The 16,145-nt window shown below is 61.4% G+C and carries 13 protein-coding genes and 1 pseudogene; 1 reads left to right on the forward strand and 13 read right to left on the reverse strand.

Annotated elements, in window-relative coordinates; translation table 11 throughout:
- Positions 1–26: 26 nt before the first annotated feature.
- The 12 genes and pseudogenes from IQK56_RS22730 to IQK56_RS22785 all read right to left on the reverse strand — a co-directional run bounded on the left by IQK56_RS22730 (position 27) and on the right by IQK56_RS22785 (position 14,370).
- Positions 27–1,961 carry a methyl-accepting chemotaxis protein gene (locus IQK56_RS22730; protein WP_112193125.1) on the reverse strand — a complete coding sequence of 645 codons (1,935 nt, stop codon included), beginning with the start codon at positions 1,959–1,961 and terminating at the stop codon, positions 27–29.
- Between the two features lie 139 nt (positions 1,962–2,100).
- A pseudogene (locus IQK56_RS22735) lies at positions 2,101–3,389 on the reverse strand (adenylosuccinate synthase).
- A gap of 54 nt (positions 3,390–3,443) precedes the next feature.
- Positions 3,444–4,631 (reverse strand): ATP phosphoribosyltransferase regulatory subunit, encoded by a 1,188-nt coding sequence (locus IQK56_RS22740; RefSeq protein WP_122308453.1) that lies wholly within the window; start codon positions 4,629–4,631, stop codon positions 3,444–3,446.
- Between the two features lie 293 nt (positions 4,632–4,924).
- Positions 4,925–5,791, reverse strand: a complete 867-nt coding sequence (hflC, locus tag IQK56_RS22745; RefSeq protein WP_122308454.1) for a protease modulator HflC — start codon at positions 5,789–5,791, stop codon at positions 4,925–4,927.
- A complete protein-coding gene (hflK, locus tag IQK56_RS22750) occupies positions 5,791–6,966 on the reverse strand; it encodes an FtsH protease activity modulator HflK (protein ID WP_193862497.1) in 1,176 nt (391 codons plus the stop codon). Before hflK ends, hflC begins: the two co-directional genes overlap by 1 nt.
- 95 nt (positions 6,967–7,061) lie before the next feature.
- Positions 7,062–8,363, reverse strand: a complete 1,302-nt coding sequence (hflX, locus tag IQK56_RS22755) for a ribosome rescue GTPase HflX (protein ID WP_099583675.1) — start codon at positions 8,361–8,363, stop codon at positions 7,062–7,064.
- A gap of 12 nt (positions 8,364–8,375) precedes the next feature.
- Positions 8,376–8,636 (reverse strand): RNA chaperone Hfq, encoded by a 261-nt coding sequence (gene hfq, locus IQK56_RS22760; RefSeq protein WP_071482778.1) that lies wholly within the window; start codon positions 8,634–8,636, stop codon positions 8,376–8,378.
- A 94-nt stretch (positions 8,637–8,730) separates the two neighbouring features.
- On the reverse strand, positions 8,731–9,702 hold the full coding sequence (gene miaA / locus IQK56_RS22765; RefSeq protein WP_150674925.1) for a tRNA (adenosine(37)-N6)-dimethylallyltransferase MiaA: 972 nt from the start codon (positions 9,700–9,702) through the stop codon (positions 8,731–8,733).
- Positions 9,702–11,615, reverse strand: coding sequence for a DNA mismatch repair endonuclease MutL (gene mutL / locus IQK56_RS22770; RefSeq protein ID WP_425274559.1), 1,914 nt, complete (start codon positions 11,613–11,615; stop codon positions 9,702–9,704). Before mutL ends, miaA begins: the two co-directional genes overlap by 1 nt.
- Entirely contained in the window at positions 11,615–13,036 is a 1,422-nt protein-coding gene (locus IQK56_RS22775; protein WP_099583678.1) for an N-acetylmuramoyl-L-alanine amidase, read from the reverse strand. Before IQK56_RS22775 ends, mutL begins: the two co-directional genes overlap by 1 nt.
- A gap of 15 nt (positions 13,037–13,051) precedes the next feature.
- Positions 13,052–13,522 (reverse strand): tRNA (adenosine(37)-N6)-threonylcarbamoyltransferase complex ATPase subunit type 1 TsaE, encoded by a 471-nt coding sequence (tsaE, locus tag IQK56_RS22780; protein ID WP_193862498.1) that lies wholly within the window; start codon positions 13,520–13,522, stop codon positions 13,052–13,054.
- A complete protein-coding gene (locus IQK56_RS22785; protein ID WP_150760898.1) occupies positions 13,510–14,370 on the reverse strand; it encodes an NAD(P)H-hydrate dehydratase in 861 nt (286 codons plus the stop codon). The genes tsaE and IQK56_RS22785 overlap by 13 nt, the downstream gene beginning before the upstream one ends.
- Before the next feature lie 56 nt (positions 14,371–14,426).
- Here IQK56_RS22785 and queG point away from each other — a divergent pair, with 56 nt between their 5' ends.
- Positions 14,427–15,497 carry a tRNA epoxyqueuosine(34) reductase QueG gene (gene queG / locus IQK56_RS22790; protein WP_341869538.1) on the forward strand — a complete coding sequence of 357 codons (1,071 nt, stop codon included), beginning with the start codon at positions 14,427–14,429 and terminating at the stop codon, positions 15,495–15,497.
- On the opposite strand, the gene IQK56_RS22795 is transcribed toward queG, so the two are convergent.
- Positions 15,494–16,111: a trimeric intracellular cation channel family protein gene (locus tag IQK56_RS22795; RefSeq protein ID WP_170827587.1), complete on the reverse strand. Its 618-nt coding sequence runs from the start codon at positions 16,109–16,111 to the stop codon at positions 15,494–15,496. The genes queG and IQK56_RS22795 overlap by 4 nt on opposite strands.
- Between the last annotated feature and the right edge of the window lie 34 nt (positions 16,112–16,145).

Here is a 16,145-nt window from a genome sequence, read left to right on the forward strand (position 1 = left end):
CCCCGATGAGGCCCGAACAGACAACACTAGGCCCGGAACTGCCCCAAACTCGCCTTCAACTGCGCCGCCAACCCATCCAGCACCTTGCCACTGGCGGTCGTCTCCACCACCGCCTGCGCGGCACGCTCGGCCTGGGCGTGGATCACTTCAACCCGCCCCCGCACCGCATGCGCGCCTTGAGCCTGATGCTCAGCCGCACGGGTGGCCAGGCCAATCGCTGCATGCACCTGCTCGACCGAAGCCTGGACCGTCTGCTGCAAGCGCACGCTGTCACGCAGCACCAGCAACCCTTCATTGGCCTGGCGCCCGGCCTTGCCGATGGTTTCCACCGCCTCGCGCGCGCCCTGCTGCAACGCCACGATGTGCGCCTGGATGTCTCCGGTAGAGCTTTGAGTTTTACTGGCCAGCGCACGCACTTCGTCCGCCACCACCGCAAAGCCGCGCCCGGTCTCGCCGGCTCGCGCCGCCTCAATGGCCGCGTTGAGGGCCAACAGGTTGGTTTGCTCGGCGATACCATGAATCACCGTCAACACCACCTCGATCTGCTCGCTTTGCTGAGCCAGCCGCTCGATCACCTGGGAGCCGGCCTGGACTTGTCCCGCCAGCGCCTCAATCAAACTGCCGACTTCGGCCGAGGTGCGCGAGTTTTCATCCGTGGCCTGGCGAATATCAACCACCTGTTGCAATGCCGCTTGCATGGCATGGCTTTCGGCCTGCGCCTCGTCAGCCATTTGCGACAGCGCACGCAAGCTCTCGGCCACTTCATCGCGCTGCAAGCCAGCGGCCGCATCGGCACCGGCATTGCGCAAGGTCATGGCGCCGATTTCCACGCCGGTACGCTGGGCCACGTCACCGGCTTCGCGCACGATGGGCTGCAACTTATCCACAAAGCGATTGACCGCCGAGGCCATGTCGCCAATCTCATCCTTGCTACTGATCTGTACACGCTTGGTGAGGTCGCCCTCCCCCGCAGCCAGGTCGTCCATGGCCGCAATCAGCAGCTTCAGGCGATTGACCACGCGGCGACCGAGCACGACCGCGATCAATGCCAATACGCCGAAACCGACCAGCGCCAGTCCCATGCCGATACGCCAGCGCAGCGTGCCCGCAGCCTCCTGCACGGCGCCAGTAGTGTTGGCGGTCATTTCGGTTGCGGTGGCTTGCGCCGACTGCAAACGCGCGCCCATCGCCGCAGCGCTGTCCGCAGCAGCGCCTTTGAGACTGTCGCCGACCAACTGATCACCGCTGGCAATCAGCGCGGCAAAACGCTTGTCCAGTGCTTGCAGGTCAGCTTCGACCGACGCCGTCGATACGCCCATGAGCACCTTGCCGATTTCTACGCCATTGGGGCTGATAGAGGCCTCAACGTAGAACACCGAAGGATCGTTCTTCGCGGCATTCAGGACTTTGTCCAAGGCGCGGTCGCCCTGGCCTTTTTCCAGCAGCGCCTTGTTGATCGGATTTTCACGGTTCAGGTAACGGGTCAGGTGCTCACCCGCCGCATCGTCGTAGACCACAAACAGCACGTTGGGATTGCGCTGGGCGCGCCGAGCAAACTCGGACAGTGTGGGCACGTCGCTGTCCCACATGGCGCGGGGCGCCACCGAGGCCAGCAGTTGCGCCATGTCATTGGCGGAGTCCTTCAGGTCTTTTTCCAGGGTCGCACGCAGTTGCTTCTGTTCTTCCTGCAGGCGCGTGGAAAGGCCTGCCGTCAGGCGCTGGCGGGTGCTGGCAGACAAACTGTCGAGGCTCGAAGTGACTTCCTTGCCTGCCTGGGCCAACTCACCAGACAGCTTCTGGCTATCGATCCCCAGGCGACTGCCCAAATCAGCCTCCAGTGCAGTGACGGTGCTCCGGGTTAGAGCGACGGCCACCAGCACTTGCACCAAAAGGGCGATACCCAAGGTAACGAACACCGGTCGCAACAGACGACTTTGTAACAACGAAAGAACGGCAGACATCAAGAATCCCTCCACCACGGGTGCCATTAATTTGATAGCACCGCGAAAGAAAGAAACACAGCAAGGGTCGTGCCGCTTGGCGAACAGAAACGAAAAAGGGCTCCCTAGGGAGCCCTTTTCTTTTTACATCAACAGCTTATTAAGCGAACGGATGACGCAGAACGATGGTTTCGTTGCGGTCCGGACCCGTCGAAATAATGTCAATCGGCGCACCGATCAGCGCTTCAACACGCTTGATGTAGGCACGGGCGTTGGCCGGCAGTTCTTCCAGGGTCTTGGCGCCCACGGTCGACTCGGTCCAGCCCGGTACTTCTTCGTACACAGGCTGCAGGCCTACGTAGCTGTCAGCGTCAGTCGGAGCAACATCGTTGCCTTCTGCATCTTTGTAGCCGACGCAGATGTTGATGGTTTCCAAACCGTCGAGTACATCCAGCTTGGTGAAGCAGATGCCCGAGATGCTGTTCACATCGATAGCGCGACGCAGGATAACGGCGTCGAACCAGCCGCAACGACGGGCACGGCCGGTGGTAGCACCGAACTCGTGACCTTGTTTGGCCAGGTGCGCACGACTTCGTCGAACAGTTCAGTCGGGAAGGGACCCGAACCTACGCGAGTGGTGTAAGCCTTGGTGATGCCCAGGATGTAGTCCAGGAACATCGGGCCAACGCCCGAACCGGTCGCAACGCCGCCAGCGGTGGTGTTGGAGCTGGTCACGTACGGGTAGGTGCCGTGGTCGATGTCCAGCAACGAACCTTGGGCGCCTTCGAACATGATGTCTTTGCCAGCACGACGCAGGTCGTGCAGCTCGGCAGTCACGTCCAGCATCAGCGGCTTGAGCAGCTCGGCGTATTCCTTGCACTCGGCCAGGGTCTTGTCGAACTCGATGGCTGGCTCTTTGTAATAACCGACCAGCATGAAGTTGTGGTAGTCCACCAACTCACGCAGTTTGTCTTCAAAGCGCGGCATGTTGAGCAGGTCGCCCACACGCAGGCCACGACGCGCAACCTTGTCTTCGTAGGCCGGGCCGATGCCGCGACCGGTCGTACCGATCTTCAGCTCGCCACGGGCCTTTTCACGGGCCTGGTCCAGCGCAACGTGGAAGGACAGGATCAGCGGGCAGGACGGGCTGATACGCAGGCGCTCGCGCACCGGTACGCCTTTCTCTTCCAGCTTGATGATCTCGCGCAGCAGGGCATCCGGTGCAACCACCACGCCGTTGCCGATCAGGCACTGCACGCCTTCGCGCAGGACGCCCGACGGGATCAGGTGCAAGACGGTTTTTTCGCCATCGATGACCAGGGTATGGCCAGCGTTGTGGCCACCTTGGTAGCGCACTACGGCGGCAGCATGTTCGGTCAGCAGATCAACGATCTTGCCTTTGCCCTCATCACCCCATTGGGTGCCCAGGACTACGACATTCTTACCCATAACACTTGTCCTCATTCGCGCAAACTTGGTGCCGGCGATGGCCGGCAGGAAAACTCAAGAAGCCAGTGGCGATACTTGCCAAAGCCCGTTCTGCAGAATCAATTGCCGGTCGCAGTCCGCTTCACGGGCGGCGGCCAATGGCTGGCCAGGCAAGGCCTGGACAACACGCTGACCCTCACTGCGCAACTGGCAGACCTGCTGCCAGAGTGCTGCGTCCGTACTGTCGGGCATCCAGATGCCACCAGACGGCAGCTCGACCTCAGCACGCCCCAGGGTCACCAGGGTTTTCAAATCGGTGGAGAAGCCAGTCGCCGGACGGGCGCGACCGAAGTCGGCGCCGATATCGTCGTAACGACCGCCTTGGGCGATGGCCTGGCCAACACCCGGGACAAACACCGCGAACACCACACCGGTGTGATAGTGGTAACCGCGTAGCTCGCCCAGATCAAAGTACAGCGGCAAATCAGGGAAGCGCGCCGACAACTGCTCGGCAATCGCCAGCACGTCATCCAGCGCAGCCAATACCGGCGCTGGCGCATTGGCCAGGCGCTCACGCGCAGCCGTCAGCACTTCACGACCGCCGCACAGGTTCACCAGTGCGCGCAGCATGCCGGCGAGATCCGCAGGCACGCCTTCGGTCAACGCGATGACTTCATCGATAGCCTTGCGCTGCAAGGCATCGAACAGCTGCTGCTCTACTTCACCAGACAAACCGGCCGCACGGGCCAGGCCACGGTAGATACCGACGTGACCCAGGTCCATGTGGACATCGGGCACGTCAGCCAGTTGCAGCATGGCCAGCATCAAGCTGATCACTTCAACGTCACTGCTCGGACTGGCATCACCGTACAACTCGGCGCCCAACTGGATCGGGCTACGGGAGGACGACAAGGCCCGCGGCTGAGCATGCAGCACGCTGCCGGCGTAGCACAGGCGGCTCGGACCTTCGCGGCGCAGGGTGTGCGCATCAATGCGCGCCACTTGTGGCGTGATGTCTGCCCTGAAGCCCATTTGCCGACCCGATTGCGGGTCGATGACCTTGAAGGTGCGCAGATCCAGGTCCTGGCCCGCGCCGGTCAGCAGGGATTCCAGGTACTCAATATGAGGCGTTACGACAAATTCGTAACCCCAGCTCTGGAACAGATCCAACACCTGACGACGCGCTACTTCAATGCGCGCAGCTTCTGGTGGCAGTACTTCTTCGATGCCATCTGGCAGCAGCCAGCGGTCTACCGTTGCCATTACGCCATTCCCCTTTGATCCGGGCGGCCAGCCCTCGGCCGAGCCTTGAGTGAAGCAGAAAACACCCGCCCCCTGCATAAACCACGCGCAAGAGCGACGTGACGAACGGCCTGCAAACGGCCTCGTCGGGCACTTTCCTCGAAAAACCTGTCGCGCCTGCCGAATCAAACATGCAGACGCAAAAAAGCCGGGAATTTCCCGGCTGCCGCATCATACACCCGTTTTCTGAAAGGATCACCCCGCCAGGCATTTTAGCCGCCCGACGGAGTGCGCCCTACAGAATCACAGGCTGGTTACTTGGACTTTTCCAGGTAGCGGAAGAAGTCGCTGCTTGGGTCCAGCACCATGACGTCGGTTTTGTTCGCGAAGCTTTCACGGTAGGCACGCAGGCTGCGGTAGAACGCGTAGAACTCCTGGTCCTGGCCGTAAGCCTTGGCGTAGATCGCCGAGGCTTGAGCGTCACCATCACCACGGGCCTCTTCAGACTCGCGATAGGCTTCAGCCAGCAGTACGCGACGCTGACGGTCGGCATCCGCACGGATACCTTCAGCCAGCTCGTTACCCTTGGCGCGGTGCTCACGAGCCTCACGCTCACGCTCGGTACTCATCCGCTCGAACACGCTGCGGTTCACTTCCTTCGGCAGGTCGATGGCCTTGACCCGCACATCGACAACTTCGATGCCCAGCTCTTTTTCCGCCATCGTGTTCAGCGAACGCGTGATGTCAGCCATCAGTGCGTCACGCTCACCGGATACCACCTCGTGCAGGGTGCGCTTACCAAACTGGTCACGCAGGCCCGATTCCAGACGGCGCGACAAACGCTCGTCGGCAATCTGCTTGAGGCCGGAGGTCGCGGTGTAGAAGCGCTCGGCATCCTTGACGCGCCACTTGGCGTAGGCGTCAACCATCACGGCTTTCTTTTCCAGGGTCAGGAAGCGTTGCGTCGGTGCATCCAGGGTCATCAGGCGGGCGTCGAACTTGCGCACCTGGTTGACGTAGGGGACTTTCACATGCAGGCCCGGCTGGACATCTGCCTGGACCACGCGACCGAATTGCAGCAGCACCGCACGCTCGGTCTGAGCCACGATGTAGAAGCAGTTCCAGGCAGCGATGACCACGACGACGCCCACAATCAGGGCGGTCAGCGATTTATTGCTCATCAACGACTCTCCCTGGTACGTGATTGCTGTTGCAGCAAGTCAGCGGCCGCACGGGCGCTCGCTTCGTTGGCAGCGGCAGTGGAGCCGGAGGCCGGGGCGCTGGTGCTGCTACGACCACCTTCGATCATCTTGTCCAGCGGCAGGTACAGCAGGTTGTTCTGCCCACCCTTGCTGCCGGTCACGAGGACCTTGCTGGTGTTGCTGAAGACTTCCTGCATGGTGTCCAGGTACAGACGCTCGCGGGTGACTTCAGGGGCCTTGCGGTACTCGGCGACCAGCTTGGTAAAGCGATCTGCCTCACCCTTGGCGCGGGAGACCACTTCATCGCGATAACCGTTGGCATCCTCGATGATGCGCTGCGCCTGACCACGGGCTTCCGGCACGACGCCGTTGGCATAGGTTTCAGCCTGGTTGCGCGAACGCTGCTCGTCTTCACGGGCGCGGATCACGTCATCGAAGGCTTCCTGCACTTCACGCGGTGCCGCTGCGCTTTGTACGTTCACCTGAGTGACGGTGATACCGGTGCGATAGGTATCGAGGAACCGTTGCAGGCGCTCCTTGATTTCGCTGGCCATCAATTCACGACCTTCGGTCAGCACCTGGTCCATCGCAGTGGAACCCACCACATGGCGCAGGGCGCTTTCGGTTGCGTGTTGCAGGCTGATTTCCGGCTGATCAACGTTCAGCACGAAGTCCTGCAGGTTGCTGATCTTGTACTGCACGGTCAGCGGCACTTCGACGATGTTCTCGTCTTCGGTCAGCATCTGGCCCTGCTTGGTGTAGGCACGCTCACGCGTGACGTTTTCCATGTACTTCTTGTCGATCGGCGGGAAGTAGATATTCAGGCCCGGGCCGACGGTCTCGTAGTACTTGCCGAAGCGCAGCACCACGGCCTGCTCCTGCTCATCCACGACGTAGACGGCGCTGTACAGCCATACCGACGCCAGCACGACAAGGCCCAAGCCCAGCAGGCCATAGCCGCCGCCCTTGCTGCTACGACCACCGTCGTCACCACCACGTTTTTTTCCACCACCGAACAACCCATTCAGGCTTTCCTGCAGCTTTCGGAAGGCCTCGTCGAGATCTGGTGGCCCCTTGCGGTCGCCATTATTGCGGCGCTTACCACCCCAAGGATCCTGATTATTCGAGTTGCCACCCGGCTCATTCCAAGCCATAGCGCTCTCCATCTGATAAAGCAAAGACGCACCCACGCGCGCCGACCAATGCTACAGAATGCCTGCTACTGCGGCACAACCGCTTTCGGAGGCTTTTATTGCAAAGTGTGTTGTTCGATGAACTCTGTCGGGACTACACCTTCACGGCTGACCAGCCGATTGAGCTCCGAGCGCGGCAACCGAACGGCCAGCAAGCTGACACCTTCTTCGTCGTGTTCTTCTTTCTGTACCGCGCCCAGCTCGAAAAACTGTGCACGCAGTCGAGCAAAACGCTGAGGCAAGCGCAAGGTGCCGACGAACAAATCGCTGCCAAGCAATTCGGCAATGGCTTGTTCAAGCAGCTCCAAACCACTGCCATCTCGCGCCGACAGCCATACCCGCTGGGGTTTGCCGTTCTCGTCGCGCTGGATTTGTGGCTCAACGCCTTCAAGCAAATCGAGTTTGTTATAGACCTCAAGGATCGGCAAGTCCTGGGCACCAATCTCGCCCAGCACCACCATCACCTGTTCAATCTGCAACATGCGATCCGGTTCAGCCGCATCGATCACGTGCAACAGCAGGTCGGAATTGCTCGACTCTTCGAGCGTAGACCGAAATGCCTCGACCAGCTTGTGGGGCAAGTGACGAATGAAACCCACGGTATCGGCCAGGACGATCGGCCCGAGGTCGCCAATATCCAGGCGGCGCAGGGTCGGGTCGAGGGTGGCGAAGAGTTGGTCGGCCGCGTACACGTCGGATTGGGTCACGTTGTTGAACAGCGTTGACTTGCCGGCGTTGGTATAGCCCACCAGGGACACGGTAGGGATATCCGCACGGGAACGCCCACGTCGCGATTGCTCGCGCTGGCTGCGTACTTTTTCGAGGCGGCCCTTGATCTGGCGCAGGCGAACCCGCAGCAGGCGTCGGTCGGTTTCGAGCTGGGTTTCACCCGGGCCACGCATGCCGATGCCACCACCCTGACGCTCAAGGTGAGTCCAGCCGCGAACCAGCCGGGTGCTCATGTGGTCAAGCTGGGCCAGTTCTACCTGGAGCTTGCCCTCATGGGTACGGGCGCGTTGGGCGAAAATATCGAGGATCAGACCGGTACGGTCGATCACGCGACACTCGAAAACACGTTCGAGGTTACGTTCCTGACTGGGCGTGAGGGTGTGATTGAAGATCACCAGATCGGCTTCTTCGGCGTGGACCAGGTCGCGCAGTTCCTCGACCTTGCCGCTGCCAATCAGAAATTTGGCGGTTGGCCGATGACGCGGCACGTTAAAAAACGCAACGGTCTCGGCGCCGGCCGAATTTGCCAACTCCTGAAACTCCTGCGGATCTTCGCGCGCCTCAGGGTCCTGTCCATCCAAGTGAACGAGGATTACCCGCTCACCACCACCGTGGCGCTCAAAGAACAAAGGAGACTCCTATCAGGCGTTACCTGGCTCAGCGTCACCGACTTCGTCACCTGCTGCGCTAGGCAGACGGATTGGACGAACTGGAACGACTGTCGAGATAGCGTGCTTGTAAACCATCTGGCTGACGGTGTTTTTCAGCAGGATCACGAACTGGTCGAACGACTCGATCGTGCCTTGCAGCTTGATACCGTTGACCAGGTAGATGGAAACCCCCACTTTCTCTTTACGTAAAGTATTCAAGTAAGGGTCTTGTAGCGAATGCCCTTTTGACATGTGCCGCACTCCTTTAAGGATCAATAATAAAAAATCGGAAAATAGATAGCTCATGGCCGTCACACCCCCAAGGATAGACGGCAATTGCAAGGACTCAGCTCAATATGGAGACCGTTCCCAAGTATTTCAAGGCGCGTGACAGATTGTCGCTGTCCAGGCTGTCCAACCAGTGCAAATCGCTCCAGCTGCGCAGCCAGGTGAACTGGCGTTTCGCCAATTGGCGCGTGGCAATGATGCCGCGCTCCTGCATTTCGGCTGACGTCAGCTTGCCATCCAGATGATCCCAGACTTGGCGATAGCCTACAGCACGTATCGAAGGTAACCCTGGATGCAGGTCACCTCTGGAACGCAGTGCTACGACCTCGTCGATAAACCCCTGTTCCAACATAATTGTGAATCTTTGTGCAATTCGTTCATGCAGCACCTGGCGATTTGCCGGAGCGATGGCCAGATTCGCCACAGTATAGGGCAATTGTGACTGTCCAGAAGCGCCTGCGTCAGCACTTTGCGCACTTTGTTTCAGGCGTAGTTCAGTCATGGTCTGGCCGCTGACACGCCAGACTTCCAGAGCGCGACTGAGACGCTGGGGGTCGTTGGGGTGAATGCGGGCGGCTGAGACCGGATCCACCGCCGCCAACTGGTCGTGCAAGGCTTGCCAACCAAGGCGTGCAGCCTCTTCTTCGAGTTCGGCACGCACTTGGGCGTCAGCCGGCGGCATATCCGCCAGACCTTCCTGCAAAGCCTTGTAGTAGAGCATCGTGCCGCCCACCAGCAGCGGAATATTGCCCCGTGCGGTGATCTCGGCCATGGCGGCCAGGGCGTCGGTGCGAAAATCCGCTGCCGAATAGCTCTCGGCCGGGTCGATGATGTCGATCAAGCGGTGCGGATGCTCAGCCAATAGCGCTTTAGACGGCTTGGCCGTACCGATGTCCATGTCCCGGTAAACCAGGGCAGAGTCGACGCTGATCAGCTCGCACGGCAACACCTTGGTCAGCTCGATGGCCAGGTCGGTCTTGCCGGCGGCCGTTGGGCCCATCAGGAAAATCGCGGGGGGCAAGGTACTCATCAGCGGCCGCGCAAGAACAGTTTGTCCAGATCGTCCAGGCCCATTTGGGTCCAGGTCGGTCGGCCATGGTTGCATTGGCCGCTGCGCTCGGTGTTTTCCATGTCGCGCAGCAGGCCATTCATTTCCGGCAGGGCCAGACGGCGGTTGGCGCGGATGGCGCCGTGGCAGGCCATGGTGCCGAGCAGTTCGTTGATGTGCGCCTGGATACGGTCACTGGTGCCGTACTCCATCAGGTCTGCCAGCACGTCGGCCACCAGCCGGTTGGCTTCGGCTTGCTTGAGCAGCGCCGGAATCTGGCGGATGGCCAGGGTTTCCGGACCCAGGCGTTGCAGTTCGAAGCCCAGTTTCTGGAACACGCTGTGGTGCTCTTCGGCGCAATCGGCTTCACGCTGGCTGACGGCCAGGGACTCCGGCACCAGCAACGGCTGGCCGCTGAGGCCTTCGCTGGCCATGGCGATCTTCAGGCGTTCGTACATGATCCGCTCGTGGGCGGCATGCATGTCCACCAGCACCAGGCCGTGGGCGTTTTCCGCGAGGATATAGATGCCTTTGAGCTGCGCCAGCGCATAACCCAGCGGCGGAATATCACCGCCACCTTCCGGCAAGGCCACTGCGCCCGGTTCGGCACCCGGCAGCGGCGCGAAAAATTCGCGGTAGGCCGCCTGGGCCTCGGCCACAGGCACAGTCGATTGTGGTCGCGGCGTGTATTGGTATTGATAGCCCGCGCCGGAGCCGGAGCCCGGCGCGGTATACGCAGGTTGCGACTGCGGCGATTGCAGCAGGTTGGCCGCCAGGCTCATTTCGCCCTGCGGCCCAAACTCGCCGGCTTCGGGACCGCTCGGACGCACCACTGCGGTCACTATCGGCGCCGACAATTGGTCATCCGGGCGCACATCGCCCAGCGCCCGGTGCAGGGTGCCATAGAGGAAATCATGCACCATGCGCCCATCACGGAAGCGTACTTCGTGCTTGGTCGGGTGCACGTTGACGTCGACCACCGAAGGGTCGACCTCAAAGAACAAGACAAACGTCGGATGCCGCCCGTTGAACAGTACATCGCGATACGCCTGGCGCACCGCGTGGGCCACCAGCTTGTCGCGCACCGCACGGCCATTCACAAAGAAGTACTGCAAGTCCGCCTGGCTACGAGAGAAAGTCGGCAAGCCAACCCAGCCCCAGAGCCGCAAGCCATTGCGCTCGATTTCGATTGGCAGCGCCTGCTCCAGGAACCCCCCGCCGCAAATCGCCGACACACGCCGTGCGCGCGCGGCGTCGTCGTGGGCTTCGTGCAGGCTGAGGATGGTCTTGCCGTTGTGCCGCAGGTGGAATGCCACGTCGAAACGGGCCAAGGCCAGGCGCTTGATGACTTCTTGCAGGTGATCGAATTCGGTTTTCTCGGCCTTGAGGAATTTGCGCCGCGCCGGGGTATTGAAGAACAGGTCGCGCACTTCCACCGAGGTGCCCACCGGGTGTGCCGCCGGCTGGACCCGCGGCGCCATGTCCCGGCCTTCGGTTTCCACTTGCCAGGCCTGCTCGGCATTGCGGGTGCGGGAAGTCAGGGTCAGGCGGGCCACGGAGCTGATCGAAGCCAAGGCCTCACCGCGAAAGCCCAGGCTCATGACCCGTTCGAGGTCTTCCAGGTCGCGGATTTTGCTGGTGGCGTGACGGGCCAGGGCCAGCGGCAGGTCATCGGAAGAGATGCCGCTGCCGTCGTCACGTACCCGCAGTAACTTGACGCCGCCCTGCTCCACGTCGACGTCAATGCGCCTGGCACCGGAGTCGATGCTGTTTTCCAGCAGTTCCTTGATCACCGATGCAGGGCGTTCAACAACCTCGCCCGCTGCAATCTGGTTAGCCAGGCGCGGGCTGAGCAACTCAATGCGCGACCCGCCGTTCAAGATAGATTCGCTCATTACTGCGCCGCCAATTCTGTGCCTGGGATGGTCAACACCTGGCCAACTTTCAACTCATCGGTCTTCAGGTTGTTGGCACTGCGCAACGTCGCGGCCGAGACCTGGAAGCGCACCGCCAGCATCGCCAGGGTATCGCCGGGCTGCACGCGATGGTCACGCGGGCCTTGGGCGATCTTGCCGGAGTCACGCAGCCAGGCGATATAGGTGCCAGGCGGCGGGTTTTGCTGGAAGAACTGACGCACACCGGCGCTGATGGAACGCGCCAAGGCCTGCTGGTGGCTGGCACTGGCGAGCTTGGAAGCTTCGTTGGCGTTGGAGATAAATCCGGTTTCCACCAGGATCGAGGGGATGTCCGGCGACTTCAGCACCATGAACCCGGCCTGCTCCACACGCTGTTTGTGCAGCGAAGTCACGCGACCGATATTGCTCAGGACCTTCTGGCCGACGTTCAGGCTGGAGGTCAGCGAGGCCGTCATCGACAGATCGAGCAGTACACCCGCGAGCATCTTGTCCTTGTCATCCAGGGACACGTTGCCGGCACCGCCGATCAAGTCGGAACGGTTTTCGCTGTCGGCCAGCCAACGTGCGGTCTCGGACGTGGCGCCGCGATCCGACAGCGCAAACACCGAGGCACCGAACGCAGCGGTCGATGGCGCCGCATCAGCGTGGATCGACACGAACAGGTCGGCGCCCTTCTTGCGGGCGATTTCGGTACGGCCGCGCAGCGGAATGAAGTAGTCGCCGGTACGGGTCAGCTCGGCGCGATAGCCTTTCATGCCGTTGACCTGGCGTTGCAGTTCACGGGCGATGGCCAGTACCACGTCTTTTTCATGCTGGCCCCGTGAGCCGGATGCACCGGGGTCTTCACCACCGTGGCCGGCGTCGATCACCACGATAATATCGCGCTTGCCAGCCGGGGCAGGCGGCGGTGGCGGCAACTTGACCTGAGGCTGCGACGGGTTGACCGGCACGGCAGGCACAGTCGCCACGGCCGGCGTCGGCGCAGGCGGCGGTGCGGCATCGGCGGCGTTGTCGAACAGGTCGACCACCAGACGGTTGCCATACTGGGCGTTCGGCGCCAGGGAGAAGCTTTTCGGGGTCACGACTTTTTTCAGGTCGATGACCACACGCAAATCGGTCGGTGTGCGCTGGGCCGAGCGCATGGCGGTAATCGGGGTGTTGGCGGTGGACACTTTCAACGGTGCGGCCAGGGTCGCACCGTTGATGTCGATCACCAGGCGATCCGGCGCCGTGAGGGTAAAGACGCTGTGCTGGACCGGGCCAGACAGGTCGAACACCAGTCGCGTGTTATCCGGCGCTCGCCACAGGCGAACACTCTTCACCTGTGAAGCAGCCAGAGCATTGACAGTCATTGCCGCAAGCAACACCCCTACGACAGCAACCAACGCGCGAAAGCGCATACCTAACCCCACCAATTATTTGAATTTCAATGCCAGAGCGGCGCACCACGACTCTGCGCGTGCGCTCTGGGGCAACAACTTCAGCTGACGTCCTGATTCATGCGGCGTAATGGTAATGGTCAGGTCAGGCTTTGGCAAAAAGCCTGCGCCTTTATCTGGCCACTCGATCAGGCACAGTGCGTCTTCGTCGAAATAATCACGGATGCCCACGTACTCCAGCTCTTCAGGATCGACCAGGCGATAGAGGTCGAAGTGGAACGCACGCACCGCACCGATCTCATAGGGCTCGACCAAGGTAAACGTCGGACTTTTTACCGCCCCAGCGTGGCCCAGCCCACGAATGATGCCCCGTGACAGCGTGGTCTTGCCCGCGCCCAGGTCACCTTCGAGAAAGATCAGCCCTTTGCCGCCCGTGACCTGCGCAATGCGACCACCGAACGCGACCATGGCGTCTTCATCGGCCAGGAAAAGAATTACTTCAGGCACGGCGACTGCTCCTCCAACAATTGACGAATGGCCGGTATCAGGTCGCTGGCCGCCAGGCCGCGCCCCAGGCTGCCCTGGCGATCCCCCGCCGTGGCGTGCAACCACACGGCCAGGCAGCTTGCTTCATAAGCCGGCATGCCTTGGGCCATCAGCGCGCCCACCAGGCCGGCCAATACATCGCCCAAACCTGCCGTCGCCATCGCCGGATGGCCCTGATCACAACGGGAAACACGGCCATCGGGGCTGGCAATCAAACTGCCAGCACCCTTGAGGATAGCCACTGCCTTGAATTTCTGGCTCAACGCGCGCGCCACCTTAAGGCGGTCGGCCTGAACCTCGGCTGTCGAGACGCCCAACAAGCGCGCCGCCTCTCCCGGATGCGGGGTAATCACGCTGCCGCTGGGAAGACTCACCGTGCCGGCAGCCAACTGATTCAACGCGTCTGCATCCCACACCTGCGGCAGCTGCGCGTTCGCGGCAACCGATATCAGGCTTTTTCCCCAGGACGCCTCACCCAGGCCCGGACCAATGACGATGACCGAGATTTTTTCCAGCAGGCCCATAAGCTGGTTGGCTGAACTCACGCCCACGGTCATGACTTCCGGCACGCGAGCCAGCGCGGCGGGCACATGCTCAAGCCGAGTCGCCAGGGACACCATGCCCGCGCCACTGCGCAAGGCACTTTCCGCGCTCAACAGCGCCGCGCCGCCAAAGCCGCGATCGCCACCAATGACCAGCAAGTGGCCGAACTGGCCTTTGTGGGCGTCCGGGGAACGCGCAGCCAGTTGCGGCAAATGGCCGTGCAACAAGGACTGAACGTCGGTTATTTCGTGTTTTGTCTGCGGCATGCGTCTTCAAGCTCCGATGTCTGGCAGAATTATACGCATCTAACCTGTGGTTTCCCGTGTCTCATGCCCGCTATTACCTCCGATCTGCCGCCCTCGCCCAATCGATCAAAGACTGGGGCCGCGAGCTGGGCTTTCAACAAGTCGGCATCAGCGGCCTGGACCTGGCTGAGCATGAACAGCACCTGCAACGCTGGCTCGACGCGGGCTACCACGGCGAGATGGACTACATGGGCGCCCACGGCAGCAAACGCTCGCACCCTGAGGAGCTGGTACCCGGCACCTTGCGCGTGGTGTCGCTGCGCATGGATTACCTGCCCGGCGACACACAAATGGCGCAACTGCTGGCCCAGCCGGAAAAAGCCTACATCTCGCGCTACGCCCTGGGCCGTGACTACCACAAGCTGATCCGCAAGCGCGTACAGCAACTGGCCGACCGCATACAGGCGCAGATCGGCCCGTTCGGCTTTCGCGCCTTTGTCGACAGCGCCCCCGTACTGGAAAAAGCCATCGCCGAAAAAGCCGGCCTGGGCTGGATCGGTAAAAACACCCTGGTACTCAACCGCAAGGCTGGCAGTTATTTCTTCCTCAGCGAGTTGTTTGTCGATTTGCCGCTGCCGGTGGATGAGCCCCATAGCACCGAACACTGCGGCCGTTGCACGGCGTGCCTGGATATCTGCCCGACCAATGCCTTTGTCGGCCCCTATGTGCTGGACGCCCGGCGCTGCATTTCCTATCTGACCATCGAACTCAAGAGCGCCATTCCTGAAGACCTGCGCCCGCTGATTGGCAACCGCGTGTTCGGCTGCGATGACTGTCAGATCGTTTGCCCGTGGAATCGTTTCGCCCGCGCCACCACCGAGGGCGATTTCAAGCCTCGGCATAACCTGGATAACGCAGAACTGGCCGAACTGTTTATGTGGGACGAGGATAAATTCCTCAGCAGCACCGAGGGTTCGCCTCTGCGCCGCGCCGGTTACGAGCGCTGGCTGCGCAACCTGGCGGTGGGCCTGGGCAATGCGCCGTCGAGCATTCCGGTGCTGGAAGCCTTGAAGGCGCGCCGGGATTACCCGTCGGAGTTGGTGCGCGAGCACGTGGAATGGGCGCTGAACCAGCACGCTACGCGCTAGTGCACGTCGTCGTTGTAGACAAACTTGGGCATTTCCCAGTGAAAACGGATCGCCAGCAGGCGCAATAGAAAGCCGCTGAACAGAGTCAGCAGGATCGCTTGCTCGCTGGGCAATTGCAGATACAGACAAAGCAAATAGAACCACGCGGCGAGGAACGACACGCTGGCGTAGAGCTCACGGCGGAAGATCAGCGGAATGTCGTTGCAGAAAATATCCCGCAGGATGCCGCCGAAAACCCCGGTGATCACGCCGCTCACTGACGCCACCAACATACCGTGCCCCATTTCCAGGGCAGTCATGCAACCGATCAGCGTGAAGGCCACCAGGCCCAAGGCGTCCAAAGCCAGGAACAACGAGCGCAGGCGGCGCATCAGGGGCGCGATAAAGATTGTCACCAGCGCCGCCACCGAGGTCAGCACCAGGTATTCCGGGTGCTTGACCCATGTCAGCGGGTAATGCCCCAGCAACACATCCCGCACCGAACCGCCGCCCAGCGCCGTCACGCAGGCGATCAGCACCACGCCAAACCAATCCATGCCACGACGCCCCGCAGAGAGGGCACCGGTCATGGCTTCGGCGGTGATGGCGATGAGGTAGAGCATCAGCAGCATGATGGCGATCCTTGCAAAGTTGTAGTGAGCGGGCTTG

The sequence above is a fragment of the Pseudomonas cyclaminis genome, from assembly GCF_015163715.1.
In the GTDB taxonomy this organism is placed as follows: domain Bacteria; phylum Pseudomonadota; class Gammaproteobacteria; order Pseudomonadales; family Pseudomonadaceae; genus Aquipseudomonas; species Aquipseudomonas cyclaminis.

Bases quoted from the DNA above. Each gene is read 5' to 3' on its own strand.
- IQK56_RS22730 (WP_112193125.1), bottom strand. From the start codon at position 1,961: ATGTCTGCCGTTCTTTCGTTGTTACAAAGTCGTCTGTTGCGACCGGTG.
- IQK56_RS22740 (WP_122308453.1), bottom strand. From the start codon at position 4,631: ATGGCAACGGTAGACCGCTGGCTGCTGCCAGATGGCATCGAAGAAGTA.
- hflC (WP_122308454.1), bottom strand. From the start codon at position 5,791: ATGAGCAATAAATCGCTGACCGCCCTGATTGTGGGCGTCGTCGTGGTC.
- hflK (WP_193862497.1), bottom strand. From the start codon at position 6,966: ATGGCTTGGAATGAGCCGGGTGGCAACTCGAATAATCAGGATCCTTGG.
- hfq (WP_071482778.1), bottom strand. From the start codon at position 8,636: ATGTCAAAAGGGCATTCGCTACAAGACCCTTACTTGAATACTTTACGT.
- miaA (WP_150674925.1), bottom strand. From the start codon at position 9,702: ATGAGTACCTTGCCCCCCGCGATTTTCCTGATGGGCCCAACGGCCGCC.
- mutL (WP_425274559.1), bottom strand. From the start codon at position 11,615: ATGAGCGAATCTATCTTGAACGGCGGGTCGCGCATTGAGTTGCTCAGC.
- IQK56_RS22775 (WP_099583678.1), bottom strand. From the start codon at position 13,036: ATGCGCTTTCGCGCGTTGGTTGCTGTCGTAGGGGTGTTGCTTGCGGCA.
- IQK56_RS22785 (WP_150760898.1), bottom strand. From the start codon at position 14,370: ATGCCGCAGACAAAACACGAAATAACCGACGTTCAGTCCTTGTTGCAC.